Annotated in this window: 13 protein-coding genes; 10 read left to right on the top strand and 3 right to left on the bottom strand. The window is 66.7% G+C overall.

Going from position 1 to position 19986, the window contains the following annotated elements:
• Nucleotides 1-251 precede the first annotated feature (251 nt).
• Genes ALI144C_RS02195 through ALI144C_RS02180 form a run of 4 tightly spaced genes read left to right on the top strand, consistent with a single transcriptional unit; the run spans nt 252 to nt 8735 of the window.
• Entirely contained in the window at nt 252-461 is a 210-nt protein-coding gene (locus tag ALI144C_RS02195) for a hypothetical protein (RefSeq protein ID WP_143230342.1), read from the top strand.
• Entirely contained in the window at nt 458-2875 is a 2418-nt protein-coding gene (locus ALI144C_RS55195; protein ID WP_076985294.1) for a hypothetical protein, read from the top strand. The genes ALI144C_RS02195 and ALI144C_RS55195 overlap by 4 nt, the downstream gene beginning before the upstream one ends.
• An 11-nt stretch (nt 2876-2886) precedes the next feature.
• A complete protein-coding gene (locus tag ALI144C_RS02185) occupies nt 2887-6072 on the top strand; it encodes a tubulin-like doman-containing protein (protein ID WP_076985293.1) in 3186 nt (1061 codons plus the stop codon).
• Nucleotides 6069-8735, top strand: coding sequence for a hypothetical protein (locus ALI144C_RS02180; RefSeq protein WP_076985292.1), 2667 nt, complete (start codon nt 6069-6071; stop codon nt 8733-8735). The genes ALI144C_RS02185 and ALI144C_RS02180 overlap by 4 nt, the downstream gene beginning before the upstream one ends.
• Nucleotides 8736-9208: 473 nt before the next feature.
• Here the strand turns inward: ALI144C_RS02180 and ALI144C_RS02175 are convergent, their stop codons facing one another.
• A complete protein-coding gene (locus ALI144C_RS02175) occupies nt 9209-10420 on the bottom strand; it encodes a PucR family transcriptional regulator (RefSeq protein ID WP_076985347.1) in 1212 nt (403 codons plus the stop codon).
• A gap of 284 nt (nt 10421-10704) precedes the next feature.
• Here ALI144C_RS02175 and ALI144C_RS02170 point away from each other — a divergent pair, with 284 nt between their 5' ends.
• The 4 genes from ALI144C_RS02170 to ALI144C_RS02155 all read left to right on the top strand — a co-directional run bounded on the left by ALI144C_RS02170 (nt 10705) and on the right by ALI144C_RS02155 (nt 16753).
• Nucleotides 10705-11895 (top strand): lipase family protein, encoded by a 1191-nt coding sequence (locus ALI144C_RS02170; RefSeq protein WP_076985291.1) that lies wholly within the window; start codon nt 10705-10707, stop codon nt 11893-11895.
• A 62-nt stretch (nt 11896-11957) separates the two neighbouring features.
• Complete coding sequence (locus ALI144C_RS02165) at nt 11958-14228, top strand: ATP-binding protein (RefSeq protein WP_143230341.1); 2271 nt, start codon at nt 11958-11960, stop codon at nt 14226-14228.
• A 44-nt stretch (nt 14229-14272) separates the two neighbouring features.
• On the top strand, nt 14273-15319 hold the full coding sequence (locus ALI144C_RS02160; RefSeq protein WP_143230340.1) for a PucR family transcriptional regulator: 1047 nt from the start codon (nt 14273-14275) through the stop codon (nt 15317-15319).
• 231 nt (nt 15320-15550) lie between these two features.
• On the top strand, nt 15551-16753 hold the full coding sequence (locus ALI144C_RS02155) for a helix-turn-helix domain-containing protein (protein ID WP_076985289.1): 1203 nt from the start codon (nt 15551-15553) through the stop codon (nt 16751-16753).
• A gap of 170 nt (nt 16754-16923) precedes the next feature.
• On the opposite strand, the gene ALI144C_RS02150 is transcribed toward ALI144C_RS02155, so the two are convergent.
• Both ALI144C_RS02150 and ALI144C_RS53990 read right to left on the bottom strand, forming a co-directional pair.
• Nucleotides 16924-17649 (bottom strand): MBL fold metallo-hydrolase, encoded by a 726-nt coding sequence (locus ALI144C_RS02150; RefSeq protein WP_076985288.1) that lies wholly within the window; start codon nt 17647-17649, stop codon nt 16924-16926.
• A gap of 201 nt (nt 17650-17850) precedes the next feature.
• The gene (locus ALI144C_RS53990) at nt 17851-19119 is read right to left on the bottom strand and encodes a hypothetical protein (RefSeq protein ID WP_143230339.1); all 1269 of its coding nucleotides are present in this window, start codon (nt 19117-19119) and stop codon (nt 17851-17853) included.
• A 318-nt stretch (nt 19120-19437) separates the two neighbouring features.
• On the opposite strand from ALI144C_RS53990, the gene ALI144C_RS53985 reads away from it, so the two are divergent.
• Both ALI144C_RS53985 and ALI144C_RS02140 read left to right on the top strand, forming a co-directional pair.
• On the top strand, nt 19438-19716 hold the full coding sequence (locus ALI144C_RS53985; RefSeq protein WP_143230338.1) for an AMED_5909 family protein: 279 nt from the start codon (nt 19438-19440) through the stop codon (nt 19714-19716).
• A 63-nt stretch (nt 19717-19779) separates the two neighbouring features.
• On the top strand, nt 19780-19986 hold a 207-nt coding region (locus ALI144C_RS02140), incomplete at its 3' end, for a helix-turn-helix domain-containing protein (protein WP_168211145.1).

Here is a 19986-nt window from a genome sequence, read left to right as displayed (position 1 = left end):
CGTCATGTGCTGGAGCACTTTAGCAAGACTCCATACGGCGGTAGGTCGGGTGCGAATGTGTCTGCCGGATGTGGTACACAGTCGCGGCCATCGGTACACAGCGAATTGGGGAGTCAGTGACTGTCGTTGCCGATAATGTCCGTTACGGGCGCGGAACGCGGCCGCCCAGATGGCCTTTGGTCATCTCGGCGGCCGCGGTTCTCGGCGCTGTCTGTTTATTTTTGTACACACCGCGGGAATGGGATCTGTTCGTGATTCACGTGCTCGGCTGGGTGGCGGGCACGTGGATTCCGATGATCTGCCTCGTGCTGCACCGGCTGCGGGTCAGGGCCCTGAGCGGGCGCCCCGACTTCAGCACGACCTCGTTCAGCAACGGCCCGGTCGTCGGCGCGGCCGTCGCGGGCTGGCTGGCCGGCCTCGGCCACGGCTACTACCTCGCGACCTGGTGGGTGTCCGGATGAGACTGCCCCGCGTCGCGCTCGCCGCCGCGCTGCTCGTCCTGCCGGTGCTTCCGGCGCCTGCCGCGGCGGCGACCGCGCCTGCCGAACCGGCGATGTCGCAGCTGTCGGGCTGCGTCAAGGAGCGCGGCGCGCTGGACGTGCTGATCCTGATGGACGAGTCGCGCAGCCTGCAGAGCACCGACAAACCGGCCAGACGGGTCCGCGCGGCCCAGGTCGCGTTGCACGGGCTGCGGCAGCTCACCGACGCCGCTGTGATGGCACCGGCCAAACCGGTCCGCGTCCAGGTCGGCCTCGCGGGTTTCGCGCGCGGGTTCAGCCCCGGCCCGTGGCGCGACCTGGTCGCCGACGCGCCCGCGATCAACGCCGACGTCTCGGGGTTCGCCGACCGCGACGACATCGTGGGAACCGACTACGCGGCCGCGTTGCGCGGCGCACGGCAACAACTGGCCGAGCACGCCGCGACCGCCACGTCCGCCGGTGGCAAACCGCCGTGCCAGGCGCTGCTCTGGTTCACCGACGGCGACTACGACCCGCTCGACAGCGCCCCCGGCAACGAGGCGGAGAAGGAGCGCGGCAAGCGGGAACTCTGCGACCCCAACGGTGTGCTCGACCGGATGCGCGCCGAGCGGGTGCCGCTGCTGACCGTCGCGCTGACCAAACAGGACTTCTCCGTCGCGGGACAGGAGTTCCTGCGGTGGCTGACCCTGGGCTGCGGCAGCCAGAGCGGGGCGGACTGGGGCGTGTACGTCCCATCCGGCGACGACGCCGGGCTCGTCGACGCCTTCTCCGACCTGATGCAGAAGGTCCGCGCGGCGGGCGAACCGGCCCAGCTGTGCGGCGGCCAGGGCTGCTCCTTCGAACTCGACGACGTGCTGCGCAACTTCTACGTCCTGATCCACACCGGCGGAGCGGGCGCGGCAGTGACGTTGCAACCGCCTGCGGGACCGCCGGTGAACCTGGACCGGCCGGGCGCGGGCGACGCCAGGGAGGCCGCGGGGGCGAAGCTGCGCTGGGCGTGGTTCGGCGACGACATCGTCACCGTCAGCGGGGAACTGCCGAGGTCCAACGCGGGGCAGTGGCGCGGCACGTGGAAAGTCGGCTTGGACGGCGGCGCGGGCAAGGCCCAGGGCGGCCGGGTCTACCTGATCGGCGACCTCGAACAGCGGATCGTCCGGCAACCGCGGTTCGTGCGCGGCGAACAGTGGACGCTCGCGGTCAAGACCATGAGCCCGGCCGACGCGCGACTCCACCTGGACCGGATCCGCCCCGAGCTGACCGTGGCGATCGCCGACGGCGACGACCGGCGCGCGGCCAGGACGACCACCGAACCGGACGGCACGGTCGCGGTGACGTTCGACCCGCCCCCGGAATGGCACTCCACCCAGGTGAAGCTGACCATCGGGCTGAGCGTGCGGACACCGTCCGGCATCGACATCAGCCCACCGCCGCTGGTCACCGACGTCACAGTGATCACACCGCTGACGCTCGAACCTGCCAGCCTCGCGCTGCCGTCGGTGCTCGGCACCGCAACGACACAGGGCACCGTCAGGATCAGCGCACCCGCGGCAGGCGGCTGCGTGTGGGTGGACAACGGCAACAGCCGCTTCACCGGCGTGCCCGTGCACATCGCGACCACCACGACCCCCGAGGCGTCCACACCGGACAGTTGCGTCCGGGTGGACCACGGTCAGCACAGGGAACTGACCTTCCGGTTCGGCGCCGACCACGGGTGGACCGGCCGCGCGGACGGCACCGTGTCCCTGCGGGTGAAACCGGACGGCGGAACCGAGTACCAGTCGGACGTCCCGGTCACGTTCGCACTGGACATCGCGCGGGACATCGACTTCTGGGCGGTGTGGATCGCGCTGGCCGTCATCGGCTTCGTGCCGCTGCTGCTGATGTCGCTGTTCAACGTGCTTGTCCTGGCCCGGTTCCAACGCGCGCGGACGCTGCGGGTCGCGTGTGTCCCCGTCCGGGTCGTGCCAGGGACGACGATCGAGATCATCCCCCAGGACGGCAGGACCGACTGGCCGCGGCCCGACCAGTTCACCCCGGTCGTCCGCCGCACGCGCAGCCTGCCCGTCGGCAAGGTGCGGTTCGTCGCGCGCGCCTCGGTCAACCCGTTCAAACCCGCTTACACCAAGGTGGTCGCCCACCGGGGAACACAGGTGGTCTCGCCGGAACACGACCCCGCTCGCGTGCTGCGTGGCCTGTCGCTCGACCTCGGCGGGACCGTCGTCGTCACGACCGGCGCCGCCGTCACCGGGGAGGAGGAGTTCACCGCGGAACTGATCGTGGTGCTCACCGACCAGAACGTGACCGACATGGCCGCCGCCCTCACCCGGTCCTGCCTGACCGCCTGCCGCCGCCTGCTGCCGCGCGACCAGCCCGCGTCCGTCGATTCACCAGTCTGAGGAGTCCACCTGTGTCCCAACCCTTCTTGTTCGTCGGAGTCGGCGGGTCCGGCGGCGACACCCTGCTGCACCTGTACAACGAGCTGAGCACCAGGCTGCGCCGCGTCGGCATCAACGAGATGCCGTCGGGCTGGCAGTTCCTGCACGTCGACAGCCGCACCACCCAGGAAACCCACGAGAACCTCGCGATCCCCGAGTCCGGCAACTACACCTACGTCGGACTGGTCCAGCGGGACGTCACCTACCGGACGATCGCCCGCGCACTGGGCAACAGCGAACAGACCAAGAGCGCGATGGCGGGCTGGCGACCGGACCCGGCCAAGGTCAACGTGGCCATCGAGGAAGGCGCCGGGCAGTACCGCTCGATCGGCCGGGTACTGGCCATCACCCGCCTCAAGCACATCAAGGAAGAACTGACCACCGTGGTCAAACGGGTCCGGCACGCCGACGCGGCGGCCAGCCTGGAACCGGTGACCACCAAACTGACCGGCAAACCGCCTGTCATGGCCAAGGACACGGCCCCCGTCGCGGTGGTGATCTCGTCGCTCGCGGGCGGCACCGGCTCCGGGATGTTCCAGGACGTCTGCGACCTGCTGCGCGGCCACCACTACTCGTGGGCCGCGGACTCCACCGCGATCCTCTACGCGCCGGACGTCTTCGCCGGCCTCGCCGACGACGTCCGGCAGGGCGTGCAGGCCAACGCACTGGCCACGGTCACCGAACTGCTCGCCGGGTACTGGAACAGCGAGCCCACCATCGACCCGATGCACCAACTGGCCGGCGTCACCGTGGGCAACCAGTTGCCGCGCAGCGGCCCGGCGCGTGCGTTCCTGGTCGGCTCGACCAACCAGAAGGTCAACTTCCGCACCCAGCAGGAGGTCTTCGCCGCGGTCGGCCGGACCGTGGCCGCATGGGCGACCAGCCCGAGCATCCAGAAGCAGTTCTCCTCCTACGTGCAGAGCAACTGGCAGCAGGCCGCGACCCGGCCAGACCCGCTCGGACTGGCGGGCAACGACGTGGCCATGCCGTTCTCCGCGCTCGGCTACGCCAGCGTGGGCCTCGGCCGTGGCCTGTTCCGCGAGTACGTCGGCCAGTGCCTGGCCAGGGCCGCCGCCGAGCGGATCATGAAGGGCACGCCCGGTGTCAGCGTCGACATGGACGCTGTTGTCCGGCAACGCAAACAGCACTTCATGCGGCAGGCAGGGCTCGGCGGCCCGGACTTCAACCACCCGGTCGAGGACGTCTACGAGGCACTGCGGCCGCCACGGGACGAGGTGCTGCAGACCCAGTGCCGCGAGGTGCGTGCGGCGGCTGGCTCGAACCCCGAACAGGTGTCGGAGTGGCGCGGCACGCTGATCGCGTTGATCGGCGAGCGGCGGGACGCTTTCGTGCGGCAGCAACAACAACTGCTCGACGCCACGTCCGAGGCGTGGATCACGGCCGTGCAGGGCAGGATCAGGGAGACGACGGTCAAGTCGATCGTGTCCGACGGTCTGCCGGTCACCCTTCGGCTGCTGCATGAGACGATCCGGGTGCTGACCGACGAGGCCATCCCGCACCTGGAGAACGGCGCCCAGCAGGACGAGCAGGAAGCGGGGACCTACCGCGAACGCGTCGGCCAAGGCCTCGGCGAGGACCCGCCGAAGAACCTGTTCCGCCGCCGCAGGCTGTTCCCGCCGGAGAACGAGCGCGTGATCGCCGGCCTGGAATGGGGGATAGAGTCGGCGTTCGGCCGCTCGGTGGACTGCGTCGTCCGCAAACGCGCGGCGAAGCTGCTCAAGAACCTGGTGCGCGAGTTGCTGAAACCACTGGTGGCCGAGCTCGGCCAAGGCCTCGACGCGCTGCGCAGGGACGTCGAGTCCGCTGTGGACGGGAAACCGTCGGTGGTCGAGCAGTGGCCGCCGTCGCCCGGTTTCCGCGTGCCGAAGTCGCTCGAGCCGGTGCGGACCCAGTTCCTCGTCGACGACATCGACGACTACCCGGAGAAGTTCCTGGAGCTGCTGCAGACCGCTGTCTCGGCGTCGCTCAAGGGCGACGCGGTCACCGCCGCGGTCAGGAAGATCATCGGCGACGGGTCGGGTGACCTGCCGTCGCTGCTGGAACAGACCGCGACCTGGCGGCCCGAGGTGATGCGGGAATGGGTGGCCGACGCGACCGAACAACGGGCGGTCTACCGGATCGAGGTCGCCGCGGCCGACCTGCTCGCCCGCTGCGAGGAATGGGCGACGTCCGCACCCGGGCTCGGCTCCTACATCGAGCAGTCGTTGGCCGACGCGCTCGGCGGGGACCAGCCCGACGCCGAGCAACGCGCCCGGATCGACCGGTTCGCCGCCCAGTTCGAGCAGGCACTGCTGGCGTCCGCGCCGCTGGTGGAGATGGACCCGTCGTACGGCAGCCTGCAAGCCGGTGAGGGCACGATCGGCAACCGGCCGCTGATCAGCCAGATCCCGCTGCGCAAGGGCACCGACGCGTACAACAAGGCCTTGCAGCTGCTGGTCAAACGCGCCGGGTTCGACGAGGACAAGGCCGCGGACCAGTTCAACGTGGCCGGTTCCGGCGAGATCGAGTTCACCACGTTCCTCGGCGCGCCGTGCCACCCGGTCGCGTTCCTGTCGCTGACCGACCCGATCCGTTCGGACTGGCAGCAGAAATCCGAGAACGCGGGCCAGCGCGCGGGGTTCGCGCGCTGGCGGCGGGCACGGCCGCTGACACGCGTGGTGCCGCTGCCCGCGCCGATGCGCCGGGAGATGGTCCGCGGCTGGTTCGTGGCGCACCTGCTCGACCGGATCGAGATCACCGGCCACGGCACCAAGGTGCGGATCACCGCACCCGGCAACGAGTTGTCGTTCCCCGCGCCGCTGCTCGGCGAACCGGTCATGGTCGGCGACCCGTTCGACGCGCTGGCAGCCGTGCTCGAGTCGTTCCCGCTGGTGTTCATCGAATCGCTGGCCGAGGATTCGGAGCCGGTCAAGGCGTACCGCGCGCTGGCCGAGTTCGGCCGGGTCACCGACCTGGTCAGGGAGAACACCCAGTCCGGCGGCAACATCGCGACCCAGATCGAGAAGCTGCTGGGCAAAGCCGTGCAACGGTTGCCGGTGGAACTGCCGCTGGCCCCGGACCGCGCGTGGGAACTGCGCGCCGACGTGCACGAAGTACTGGAAGACCTGTGCCGCGAGGTCGGAGGCGAAGTACTGTGAACGACTCAGGGACCAGTGCCGAGGTCGACACGATCACCTTCGTCGCCGGAGCCGACACGGAGGTCGAACGCGACACCATCGCGGGTTGGACAGCGGCGGGCCTGCTGCACGACTCCATCTGGCTCGACCTCTCCGACGACCAGTTCGCCCACGGCGACCCGTTGCAAACACCCGTGCGGTACGTGACCTCCGTGGACACCAAGACGATGCCGGTGCGTGAGATCTACGGCCAGAACAAGTACCAAGTCGTGCGGGTCGTGGCGTTGCGGCCGATCACCGCTGTCCACAAGGGCGACGAGCCGATGAGCGACCTGTGGTCCTTCGCCGACGACCTCAAGGCACGGCTGGGCTCGCAGACCGTGTTGCGCCGCATCAACCTGCTGGTGCCCGACGGCACCGACGTGTGGACCAAGCAGTTGCTGGAACCCGGGTGCGACATCAACGTGATCGTCTCGCCGGAGGACCGGCCGAGGGAAGGCGCGATCGACCTCGGCCTGAGCCGCCCGGAGATCTTCCGCGCGCACACCGCGTTGGCGTGCGCGTCCGTCGCGGGGCTGTGGCGGCACGCGGATCGCGGCGCGTTCGACCAGATCGAAGGCCAAGGCGCGGGCAACCACGGCCGGATCGTGGTCACCCGTGCCATGGCGCGGGTGGTGGACGGCCGCATGATGCCGGAGGAGGTCGTCGACCGGCTGATGCGCGACGGCGTGACGTCGCTCAACCGGCACCGTGGCCCGGACCCCAACCGCACGGCCCACGACGAGGCCGTGGTCGACGCGGCGGTGGCGATGATGCTGAAGATGGAGGACGGGGAGTTCTCGTACCGCCCGCCGCGGCTGGAGATCAAGGAACCCACCGACCACCTCGCGGTCAAGACCCTGCGGATGCTCGTGCGGTTCTCGTTGCAGCTGGCCAAGATCCGGATGCTGGAGTGGCAGCAGAGCGGGACCATGGAGCTGGCCACCGCGGCACAGGAATGGCTCGAACGCACGGTCGTCGACGTCGCGCCGAACGAGATCGGCCGCAGGGTCGTCACGGCCGGGGAGATGCTCGAGGTGGCCAGGGACGCGCCAGACCAGCTGCGGGGCCTGCTGCCGGGGACCGTGCCCGTGTCGACGCAGGTGTGGTCGCCGTTGCGGCGGCTGAGTTTCAGCCTGGTCGACGGCGGTGACCTGCCACCTGAGGTGGAGGCGTCGTGGAACACGCTGCGGCCGGGTGTGTCGGATCCGAAGTGGGTCGCCCCGCCGCCCCGCCGCGGGCTGGACCTGGACAAGTCCGAACAGGACGTGTTGGGCAGCATCGACCTGCCGCCCACGCGGCGGATCCGGCCCGGTGACGTGAACATGATCGCGGCGCTGTACGAACGCCTCGCCGAACTGCCGGGCGGCGACAAGCTCAAGGCGTTCCGCGACCGGGTCAACGACTGGGTCACCGAACGACGCGAGGACAAGTCGCTGCTGGGCAAACTGAGCACGCACGTCAGCGACGAGATGCGGAAGGCCAGCGGTGACCTCGGCCGTCGCGCGGTCGAGTACGCGGAGGCGCAGCGGGAACGCAAGGCGGTGCTCAACGAACTCGACCGGATCCGCACCCGGCTGGGAAACCAGGTGTGGGCGATGCTGATCGGGTTCATCGGCCTGGTGGGCTGGCTGGTGTCGGTCGCGGTCACCCCGTTGCCGCAGTGGGCGTTGATCCTGTCCGTCAGCGCGGCGATCCTCGGCGGCGGATACGCGGTGCTGTGGATGCTGGCGCTGGCAGCGCGGGCCGCCGCACTCGAACGGGACCTGCAGTACGTGGATTCCCGCCTGCGAGCCCACGTGGCGGCGATCGAACGGTGGCCCGCCGAAGTGGACCGGCTGACGTCGGTGTACGAGGTGCTGGTCGACTGGGGCGAGGTGATCGGCTGGATGCTGCACGAGCCCTACGGCGAGGCGCACGCGTCGGTGCCAGGCCCGGCGGACATGACGCGCCCGGAGGCGTTCCGGGTGGCACGGCCGGAAGTGACGACCGAGCAGTTCGACGAAGTGATCGACCGGACAACCAAGGACGTCTTCGGCAAAGGCTGGCTGACGCGGCTCTACGGCGTGCTCAAACAGACCCTGATCCCGAACCCGGAAGGACGCAGCGGTGGGCAGGTGGACCCGGACGCCTCGCCGGGCCCAGGCCCGAACGACGCACAGGCAGACCCGGCAAAACCTCCGAAACACGCCAGGGACAAGCTGTTGCGCGAGTTCCGCAACGGCAACTGCGGCACGATCGCCAAGGACGAGCTGACCGACCGGATCCGCGACGCACTGCTCGACCAGGCGCCGGAACAAGTGATGCCGATGGTGACGGCCGACTCGACAGGGTCGCTGATGTCCACACCGGAATTCCTGACCGCGGTGCTGCCGGAGCCGACCGACGACGCGCCGAGCCAACCGCTGGCGTCGACCGTGTTCAGCGACCAGGGTCGGATCAGGGGCCGCGGCAACGTGGCCAAGGTGTACCTGTGGGGGCCGTTCGAGCAGTGGACCCGCAGTTCGCTGCGCCTGCCGCAGCACGATCACGTGGTGAAACGGGGAAATCCGGCGAAGGACCTGCCTTACCAGATGTCGGTGATCCGGCTGGACGTGTCGGAGGGGTGCGAGGAAGCCGACCTGCGGCTGCTCGCCGAGCAGTAGACGCCGAACTGGGGTCGCCGGACTGCCGAACTGGGGTCGCCTTGCTGCGGCGCTGCTCGCCCGGGCGGCTCGCCTCACCACGCCCCAGCCAGCGCCTCGGCCCCAGTCCGGCCGTCGTTCCTTCACACCTCGGCTCAGCTCGCCTCGCCTCGCCTCGCCGATCCGGATCCGGATCAGGCGAGGTGCGTTGGTGTCAAGTATTGTGGGCGAGTTCGTCGGGGTTGGAACCTTCGTTGGTGTCGCGGCGTTGAGCGTAGGAGATGGAGCGCGCGCTGGCCGCGGGTGCTCTCGTTTGGCACAGGTTTCGTGGAGGAACCACGGCTGGACCGGACCCACAGCCGTGGTCGTCCCGGCAGTGGTCGCCGGGCGGTCGTCACATCGAGGTGGAGGCCCAGCGCGGATCGAGACCCAGCGCGGATCGAGGCCCAGCGCGGATCGAGGCCCAGCGCGGATCGAGGCCCAGCGCGGATCGATCACCTGGGATCGATCAATTGCCGTGCGCGCAAAGCGATCTCCAAGTTGAGGCGTTCGGCCGGGTTGTTGAGCCGGTCACCGAGCAGTTCAGTGAGCTGGGCGATGCGGTAGCGCACGGTCTGCGGGTGGATGTCCAGCTTGCTGGCGATCTCGTTGATGCTGCCGCTGGTGCCGAGCCAGACGTGCAAGGTGGCAGTCAGGCGGTCGCGTTGCTTCTCGGTCAACTCGGCGAACGGCGCCAGCGCGCGGCGCACGAGCTGAGCGGCGAGGAATTCGTCGGACAGCAGGAGCAAAGTGGACAGGTGGTCGCGGCACCACGTGATCGGCTGCTGCGGCAAGGCACCGCGCTGCACCAGTGTCAGCGCGGTGCGGGCGCAGCGCATCGAGTGCCGTGCGTCCGACAGCGGGGAGATCGGGCCGATGGCGGCGCGGCGGCCGCGCAGTTCCCCCGCCAGGCGTGGGAGGTGGGTGTCCGGCGCCGCCACCACCAGGCAGGGTTCAGCGCTTTCCAGGTCGACGAGGACCTGCGGGCCGAGTGCGGTCGCGGGTAGTTGGTGCTGGTCGTCGCGGTACTCCAACGCGATCACCGCCAGCTGGTCCGGCAGTTCCCAGTCGGTCGCCACCGCCAGTTCGGCGATGCTTTCCCTCGGTGCCTGCGGTTTCGCCAGGATCATCTTCAACAGCTGCTGGCGGCGCCGTTCCAGCGCACCGCCTGCTCGTGCCTGTGCTTCGGTGTAGCCCTCGACGGCCACTGCGGACAGTTCGTCCACGTAGGCGAAAATCGCGTCGGCGGCGGCGAACAGCGTGTCCGGCTCGATGCCGAGCGCGCGGCCCGCGGTGGACAGGTGCCGCCACGCGACTCGCCCGCCGATCCGCACGGCGGTCTGCAGCGCGTCCATCGTCCGGCCTTCGAGGAACTCGACTTTCCCGCTGTAGCGGAAGAACTGCAGCCAGTCCGGTCGCAGCGCCGGCGAGGTGCCGATGGTGTCGTAGCACTCCTCGATGGCCGTCTGCACGCCACCGATGAGCATCTCGCCGAACTTGCCCTCCAACGGCTGCCGGTACGCCGGGACCGCGCGCTGGATCTCGACGATCATGTCGCGGACCATCTGGCCGAGGTGTGGCCGCATCCGCTCGGCGAGTTCTCTCGGCACGGCCGTGAGCGCCTGCTGGCTTGGCGTGCCCACGGCACGGTCGAGTTCCGTCCTCATGATCGCCACTCCTGTGTGACAAAAGCAGGGCAAGGATCCATCGACCATAAATATGACCGGGATCAATGTCAATGATGCACTATTGTCGAGTACTGACAGTCCGTTCGTCAGGAACTATACGATCTTGCTAAAGTTGGGTCGTTTGGCCTGGTCGGCACCGTGGTAAAAAGGTATGAACCATTCCTTGAAATTGTTTCGCAATGACAGTTCAAGCGGATGTTTGCCTCTGACATTACTGGCGGGTAGGTTACGATTTATCGACCTCGAAATATCGGAGACAGCACATGCGCGCACTATCCGCGATTCTCGCCGCGATGACCGCCGCGGTGACCGTCGCCGCCGCTCCGGCCGCTGCGGTCGACCCCGGCCCGGCCGACGACAGCTTCTACGTCCCACCCGTGCCGTTGCCGCCGGGATCGCCGGGTGACGTCATCCGCTGGCGCCCGGCCAAGATCGGCCCGGCGAAGACCCCGATCAACGAATCCGTGATCGCCTACCAGGTGATGTACCGGTCCACGGACGCGCTGGGCCAGCCCGACGCGGTCACCGGGACCGTGCTCGTCCCCAAGCGCGTCGACCCGGCCACCGCGCCGATCATCGGTCTGGCGGCGGGCACCCAGGGCCCGGCTTTCCGGTGCGCGCCGTCGAAGATGATCGACGCGGGGGCTTTCTACGAACAGCCCGCTGTCAACGACATGATCGCCGCCGGTTACGCGGTCGCGATAACCGACTACGAGGGATACGAACCGGACCCGCGGACGACCTATGTGGTCGGACAGTCCATGGGGCACGCGGTCATCGACGCGGTCCGTGCGGCACAACGACTTCCGGAAACGAAGCTGTCCACAACGGCCAAGGTCGCCTTCCGCGGTTACTCGCAGGGCGGCGGCGCGGCGATGTGGGCGGGCGAGCAACAACCCGCCTACGCGCCCGACCTCAACCTGGTCGGCGTGGTGGGCGGTGGCGTGCCCGCGGACCTGACCCAGGTGGCGTTGCAACTGGACGGCAAGCGTGGTTTCGGGCTGCTGATGTATTCCCTGTCGGGATTGGATACCGCATACCCCGATCTGAAGCTGGACACGTATCTGAACAACGCGGGACGGGCGCTGCTCACCGAGATGCGCGCCGACGCGTGCACGATGGAAGTCCTGTTGAACTACAAGGACAAGAAGCTGCTCGACTACACCACGAGCAGCCCGGTCCTCACGCCGCCGTGGCTGGCGAGGGTCGCGGAGAACAAGCTCGGCTCCACCCCGATCAAGGTCCCGGTCCTGCAGTACCACGCCACCAGCGACGACCTCGTCGACTACTCGCAGGCCAAGGCGTTGCGGGACGCGTACTGCGGCAAAGGCGTCGAGCTGACGTGGAAGACGCAGGCGACCGACCACATAACCCTGGTGTATCACGGGAACGCGGATGCCAGGGCGTTCATCGCCGACCGCGTAGCGGGAAAACCAGCGACCTCCAACTGTTAAGGATGCGCTCCGGCTGGTTGCACGGCACAATGGCCGTCCGGATCAGACGGGGGTGGTTGGCGATGGAACGCCGCGTGCCGGCCGAGTTGACCAGTTACGTCGGGCGTCGCGCCGAGATCCGCGAAGCCGCCGAGTTACTCGGCGCGGCGTCGCTCGTGACGCTGACCGGACCCGGTGGGGTGGGCAAGACCCGGCTGGCGCTGCGCGCGGTGGACGCGGCGCGGCCGGGGTTCCCCGACGGCGTGGTGTTCGTCGAACTGGCCGAACTGCGCGAGCAGGAGTTGCTGCCCAGTACCGTGGCCGATCTGCTGGGACTGGGCGACCACTCCTCGCTGCGCCCGATCGACCAGCTCGTCGAGTACATCGGTGAGCAGCGGCTGCTGCTTGTGCTGGACAACTGCGAACACCTCGTGGACGCCTGCGCGGATCTGGTGCACGCGCTGCTCACCGCGTGCCCGCAGCTGGTGGTGCTGACCACGAGCAGGCAGTCCCTTGGTGTGGGCGGCGAACGAGTGCTGCCGGTACCGCCGCTGAGCGTGCCGGACGGCGTCGACGACGCCACGAGTTCCGAAGCTGTGCAACTGTTCGTGGAACGGGCGACCGCCGTGCTGCCCTCGTTCGCGGTGACGGGGGAGAACGCGGACGACGTGGTGCGGCTGTGCCGTGCGCTGGACGGGTTGCCGCTGGCCATCGAGCTGGCCACGGTCCGGATGCGTTCACTGTCGGTGCGCCAGCTGGCCGACCGGCTCGACGAACGGTTCACCTTGCTCAACCAGGGCAACAGATGGGGCCCGAGTCGCCACGAGACGCTGCGGTCGCTGATCGACTGGAGCCATGAGCTGTGCACCGACACCGAACGTCTGCTGTGGGCACGGGCCTCGGTGTTCGTGGGCGGGTTCGACCTCGACGCCGCCGAGGAGGTGTGCGGTGGTGACGGCATCGAGTCGGTGCTGGAGGCCGTGGACGGGCTGATCGACAAGTCCATCCTGCTGCGCGAGGACCACGCGGGCGCGGTCCGGTTCCGGATGCTCGAGTCGATCCGCCAGTACGGCGAGGACCAGTTGCGCGCCACTGGTGACACCGCCCGGTTGCGCGGGCTGCACCGGGACTGGCTGGTCGGGCTGGCCACGCGGTTCGAACAGGAGTGGTTCGGGCCGCACCAGGTGTCGTTGATCGAGCTGATCCGCAGTGAGCACGCCAACCTGCGGGCCGCGCTGGACTTCTGCCTGACCGAGCCGCACGAGGCCCCCAGCGGGATGCGGATCATCAACGCCGTCAAGGAGTTCTGGGTGGTGGCCGGTCTGAACACCGAAGGCCGGATGTGGCTGGTCAAACTGTTGTCACTGGTCGCGGACGACGACCCGGAGTGGGCCGACGGTCAGTGGCAGTACGCCTTCCTGGCGTTGGTGCAGGGCGACATGACGGCGTTCGAGCAGGCCTGCGTCGCGGCGGAGACGAGCGGGCACGTCCGGGCGCGCGCCTACGTGCACCACGTGCGGGCGTACGCGGCGCTGATCGGGGACCAACCCGCGCGCGCCGCCGAACTGTATGGCCTGGCCATCGAAATGTTCCGCGAACAGGACGACCACGGTGGCGAGTTGTGGGCCACGTACAACTACGGCCTGGCGGTCAGCCTGGCGGGCGACCCGGACTCCGGCCGCCGGATCCTGGAGAACGCGGTCGGCCGGTGCGTGGCAGCGGGCGAGGTGTTCTGGCGGTCCTGGGCGCTGTGGTCCTACAGCGCGGCGGAGTACCTGCGCGGGGACGTGCGGTCCTCGGAAAAGGCCGGGCTGGAGTTGCTGCGCCTGCAGAAGATGACCGACGACCGGACCATCCTCGCGTTCTCCCTGACCGTGATGGCGGGCTGCGCGGCGCACACCGACCGGCCGCGCCGGGCCGCCCGGCTGTTCGGCGCCGCCACCAAACTCTGGCAGGCCCTCGGCGCCATGCCGACCAACTACGCCTCGTTCGTCGAGCCGATGCGCAAGGACATCGAACTCGTGACCGGCGAACTGGGGTTGATCGAAGCCGCGGCCGAGTTCATGGAAGGTGTCCGGATGGACGCCGACGAAGCCGTCGGGTTCGCCGTCGGCGGCCGGACACCACCGCAGCGCCAGCTCGCCAGTTCGCCGTTGACCAGGCGCGAGGCGCAGGTCGCCGAGTTGGTCGCACGGGGGATGACCAACAACGAGATCGCCGAGGAGCTGTCCATCGCCCGGCGCACCGCCGAATCACACGTCGAACACATCCGCGTCAAGCTCCAGGTGACAAACCGGGCCCAGATCGCCGCGTGGTTCGTGAACTCGAAGCTGTCGGAGCAGTCCTTTAGGTAGTTTCAACGATGAACTCGGTACGGCGGTATTGACACTCTGTGAGTGTGTCTGGTCTGAACGCAGCAGCGACCACCTCGCTGCTCCATGGACAGGTGACCGCGCGGCTGCGCGCCGAGTCGCCTGAGATCGAGCTGTCCGGCCCCTTCGGCGCGGTGCTCGGCGCCGCACTCGACTGGGCAACCGCACCCGGCGCGATGGACGCCAGATGGGTCAGGATGTTCCGCAGCCTCGGCGCGCTGGCCGTCGCCGACGGGCTGTCCGGCGATTCGCTGCGCCGGGTGTTCCAGGTCGCCGCCGAGGTCGCGGGCAGACCCGTGATCGCGGCCCGGATCGCCGAAGTGGCCACGGTCTGCGCCGCGGGCTACACAGCGGCGCGTGACCCCGGCGAGGAAAGCATGGTGATGCGCAGGCGTCGGCTGTTCCACCTCGTCATGGCGAACGAACCCGACGAGGAGTTGGCCCGCGAGGTGAACTGGCCGATGCCGAGGACGGCGATCGGGATCGCACTGGCGCGGCTGGGTACCGAGCCGCTCGGTGAGCTGGGCCCGAACGTGCTGGCGGGCGAATGGGAAGGGCGCACCTGTCTGATCGTGCGCGCCGGCGACCCGGTGCTGAAGTCGTTCCCGCACCGCTGCCCCGGCTGGCGTGCCGCCATCGGCATCCCGGCACCGCTCGCCGAGGTGTCGGGTTCGCTCGCCGTCGCCGTGCGCGCGCTTGACCTCGTGGAGCGGTACCCGGCGCTGCGCAGGCCGGTCATCGACTGCATGGCCGAATCGGTGAACCTGCTGCTGTTCACCGACGGCTACCTGCTCGAACAGCTCATCGACCGCAGGCTCGCGCCGCTGGCGGACCTGATGCCCAAGCAACGCGAACGGATGCTGGCGACCCTGCACGAGTGGCTGAGCAGACCCGGCCGGGGCCAGGCGGAGGAAGCCGCCAAGCGGCTCGGGGTGCACGTGCAGACGTTCCGGTACCGGGTGCGCAAGCTGCAGGAGATGTTCGGCAGCCAGTTCTCCGAACCCCACGGCAGGCTCGACCTCGAGCTGGCCACCCGTGCCGCACTGCTGCGCACCAGCCACTACCGCAACTAGTGCTCTCACGCGGCGTACCCGGGACGCAACGAATGCCGCCTTGGTTGCGTTTTTCGCAACGAATGCCACATTGGTTGCTTGGGTCACGACGAGCGGGTCACTGCTGACCGTCCATGGCCACGCGTAACTACTTGGTGGGTAGCCTTATGGGCACCTCTTCACGAAGGGACGCCCCCGGCTTGGCCACCGGGGGCACGCGAAGAGGCGCAACTCCGCGAAAGAAGGTCAGTCATGGGTGACCATGAGTTGCCAATCGGCGCACGCATCCGTTCCTTGCGCGGCAAGTTGCTCACGCAACAACAGCTGGCCGACGCCGCGCAGGTGAGCGTGGATCTGATTCGAAAGCTCGAACAAGGGAAGCGTCATACCGCGTCGATCGGCAGTCTGCATCGAATCGCCCGTGCCTTGGATGTTGATCTTTCGGAGCTCCTTGCCAGGCCAACGTCAATGCCGTCCAACAACCCCAACACTGGGGTGATTGCCATCCGAGACGCACTGACCTCTGTAGACGACCTCGTACAAAGTGACGTAACAGGACACGGTCAACCCGTAACCCTTACCGAGGCGCGTCGAATCGTCCAGTACGCATGGGGAAGCTACTGGGCCGGGCGGCTGGAGCAACTTGGCACCCTTATACCTGCTGGGATAGCACAACTCCGCGCTACAGCTAGAACGGCTGCTGCCGGAGAACACGCTCAGGCGTACGAGCTATTGGCCCAGATGTACTGCGTCACCCGATGCACCGTGACGCGACTTGGTCAACCGGATCTTGCATGGCTTGCCATCCGGAACGCACTCGATGCGGTCAAACACGGCTCGGACCCGTTGTTGGAGGCGATGATGCGGAGTTCTGCCGCTCACCTGCTCCTGACACAGGGTCGTTACGACGAATCCCGTGAAGTCGCTCTTCATGCTGCAAGGCAGATCGAACCGACGGGAAACGCACCACTACCGCACATGGCAGCCTACGGTCACCTTCTGCTAACAGCGGCTAGTGCTGCCGGGCGAGGTCAGCGGGTACGCGAGGCCAACGACCTGCTCACAACGGCGATGCACTTCGCCGAACGCCTAGGCGGTGACCGCAACGACTATGAAACGTCGTTCGGGGTGTCCCAGGTGACCATGCAGACAGTCGACGTCCACGTAGTCACTGAGAACTACACGGCGGCGCTCACTGCCGCGGAACGTCTGCCGACAGACACTCGACTGCCGATCGTGTCTCGCGCCCGCAACCTCTACGATCAGGCGTTCGCACACACCAGGCTCGGTCAAGACCAGCGTGCTCTGGATGCTGTACTGGCCGCTGAGCACCTGGCCCCTGACCTGATGCGCTACCACTCGCTACCCCGTCAAATCGTGGCTGAACTGCTGTCGCACGGACGGAATGCGCGGCTTCGCGGACTGGCTCGGAGACTCGGCGTCACTGGAAATTGAGTCCCGACATATCGGGACCATCTTGTGGTAGGACAAGGTGTCCTACCACTGATCGGGTAGTGGGACGTGGCGCCCTACTCGGACCCCACGTATCGAACACGTGCGGGAGCAACGTCCCCGCGCTCCTGACTGGTTGTGCCCGAATGCTGTCAGATCTTGATCGCCTTGGCTCACTCGCTGGTAAGCCATTCGCCGCCTGGGTATGCGATGTCCGACGGAGCGGATTGACCTGCGGGTTTGTTCACCGGCGCATCGGCTGGAATGTGTGTGAGTATCAACCTTCTGGTGTTGGCCCGAACCGCCAATTCATGCGCTTGCTGTGCGGTCATATGATACTCGGCGGGCTCGTTCGAGCCCGCTTCGCACAAGAACAAGTCGGCATTGTCGGCAACCTCATCCAGCGCTGCACAAGGCCCGCTGTCTCCCGAGTACGCGATTGTGTGCGTACCGTCCGAGACGCGTACGCCATAAGTGGCTACCGAGTGGTGTACAAGTCGGCTTGCCAGGTTGAATTCGCCAGCGGACAGTGTACCACCGTCTTGAAGGTACTGGACGTCGAATATGTCGGCAACGACGTCGGCCTTGTTGTCGTTCGAGATGAACGCGTTCAGTCGAGCATCCCAGGTTTCTGGGCCTGCGACCGGAATCCTTGGGCCATTCGCTGTATTGAGCGCCCAGTTCGCCAATGCCGGAAGGTCGCCACAGTGGTCTGGGTGCATGTGAGAGATCCACACTGCCGACAGACTGCTGGGATCGATATGCTCGAGCAACGCGCCGAATACTGCAGAGCCGCAATCCAGAAGAATGTGGTTCTCTGTTGACGAGACGAGGTATCCGGAACATGGGAATTGAGGCCGCGGGTAGGGTGTCGAGCATCCTAGTACTCTTAGTTTCACGAGCCCTCCGGCAATTCTTTCGAGTTTTCATGCACGCTTGAAAGGAAAGTGTTGATACGTGATGTCAAGTCGCTGGCCTGTGCTGAGCCCGCATACTGGGACTGGAGAACTCTGTTGAGCGTGCGCATCCGTCGAACGGCGCCTTCGAGCCTCCGCCTGGTATCTACCTCGAACAGCGGGGTGAGGGCCTCTGTCGCGCCTTCAACATCTTTGTCCATCAACAATGAGTAGGGCTATGTCTGCTCGGATCACTGTGATTACAGCGAAGTTCTCGGGAGAACTGGCAAGGTAGGCGTCGAGCGCTTGTGTGAGCTGCTCGCGTGCTCTACGCGCTTCACCGACCCATAGGTTTGCCGTGCCAATACAACGCAAATGATTGTCTTCCGAGAACAAAATCATTCCGTTCTCTTCGTCGCCAACGGTATCAATCGAACTTGCTTCGGATGCGGCGATAACATCCTGCAACCCCTCTTTGTCTCCTAGGCGTGCCAGGGCGCGTGCCCTCATTGAAGCCGCGCGCATCACGCCCGAACGGGTTACCGCAAGTTCTAGCGAGCGCTCGGCGAGAGTGGCCGCCCGCTTCCATTCGTCACGCCAGAAGGCTATTCCCGACTCTATGCCAAGAACCCAAGACTGCAATTCAGAAAAATCTGCCGCGTCGGAGAGTTGACGCGCGACACGGCATTGACGGGCGGCCGCGTCGTAGTCGCCATAGAAGTCACTCGCTGCTGCCGCCAAGTAACCGCACGTACGAGCCGCGAAACCGTACAGAAGTCGTTGCCGGTGAGGAAACGCGCGCTGATCAAGCAGGGTGAAAATGTCATCGCGTAGTCTCCGGCTGCGCATGAAAGTGTTCAGTGGATCGTTGGCAATAAAATCCGTACTGAGCTGCCGAGCTTCTTCCTCGATCTGCTCCATCGTGGATGCGTGTATCTCGACCACTTGATGCCTCAATCCAAAAGCAGCCGACTCTGCCGCCGTCAAGGCAGCCAAAGCTGCACCGGCCGCTTTTTCTCCTAGTTTTCTCAGGGGATTCTCGAACGCCGGGTCCTGCCACTCGAACTCAATACTTGCGGCCATTGAACGGGGTTCGACCTCGGAAAATGCGTAGCGACGCTCGCCGGGAAAATCAAACCAAAGCATGTGATGCGGCAGGCTCAGCGCTGCCGCATATTCACGCAAAGCTTTGAGATTGTACTCTGGCGCACCCTTTTCAAGCTTGCTGATCTGACTCTGGTTGAGGCCAAGCCATCGCCCCAGTGTCTCCTGATTGAGCGTCTTCCCGAGCAGTTCGAGCCAGTGAGGATGATGTCGGTATGCCCTGCACACCTGGCCCATATGCTGGCTATCGAACGCTGCCCTAAATTCGTCCGTCTGGAAAAATTCAACCCGGAGGTCGGCAGGTGGGCCTGAAAGCTGGTCGCGCAGGCACCTACTGCATAGAGCCGCCGTGTTGTCAGCGGCGAGCACCGAACCACAGCTAGGACAGCGCCGTGCGCCGTTGGTCAATCTTCTCCGTGGCCCGGCAACGCTCATCTTCCTACCCCGCATGGTGCTGAGCTCGATCTATCGCTGCTGACCAGCGTACATCCGCCGTCAGACGTACACCAACGGGTGAAGCTGAACACCGACAAAGTACCCCGTCACGTGGCGGGATTCCCGATCTGAATATGGGCATTCCAGGGTTGATGTGGCGGCGACGGTATGGGCAACGGACAGTTAATGGCACGGTCTGTATCGAATGGCGCCCGTGTAGCGAGCGCTAGCAACGCTGAGGAGCCGTCAGTAATGACCGAAATGGGGCCACGGCGTATCGGGAAGGGTATAACCACCCTGCAACAGGCGTACTCGGTGACGCCGATGTTGCCCCCGGTCAGTGCGACAGCACGGCAGAAGTGCGAATTCTATCGCGAGCGCGAGGCCATGTTCCGCGATGTCGCCAAGACGGATGCGCAACGCTATTGGGAAGCAATCGCCTGTGTTGGGCTGGAAAAGGAGAAGGCAGATCAGGTTCAGCAAGAACTCCAAACGGCGACACGTCAAAGCAGCGTACGTAGTCCACAGTAGATACAACGCGACATCGTGCCACCCATGACACGCCGTGGTCGCGGTATCGCTGGAGGAACAAGCATGGCAGGGTCGATCCCACCCCTGAACTACCACGGCCGCAAGCTCGTGCGGGCGTTGAAGAAGCTCCGTGAACAGGGCAGGTGGACCCAGGAGCAGGCGGGTGAGCGTGCTCGCATCGAGCCGAAGAAACTCGGCAGGCTCGAACGTCACCAATTGCCGACGTACCACGAACTGGTCATCCTGTTGGACGCCTACGGTGTTCTCAGC

It is taken from the genome of Actinosynnema sp. ALI-1.44, assembly GCF_001984155.1.
Classification (GTDB): Bacteria; Actinomycetota; Actinomycetes; order Mycobacteriales; family Pseudonocardiaceae; genus Kibdelosporangium.
This window is presented reverse-complemented; position numbering and strand designations above follow the sequence as displayed.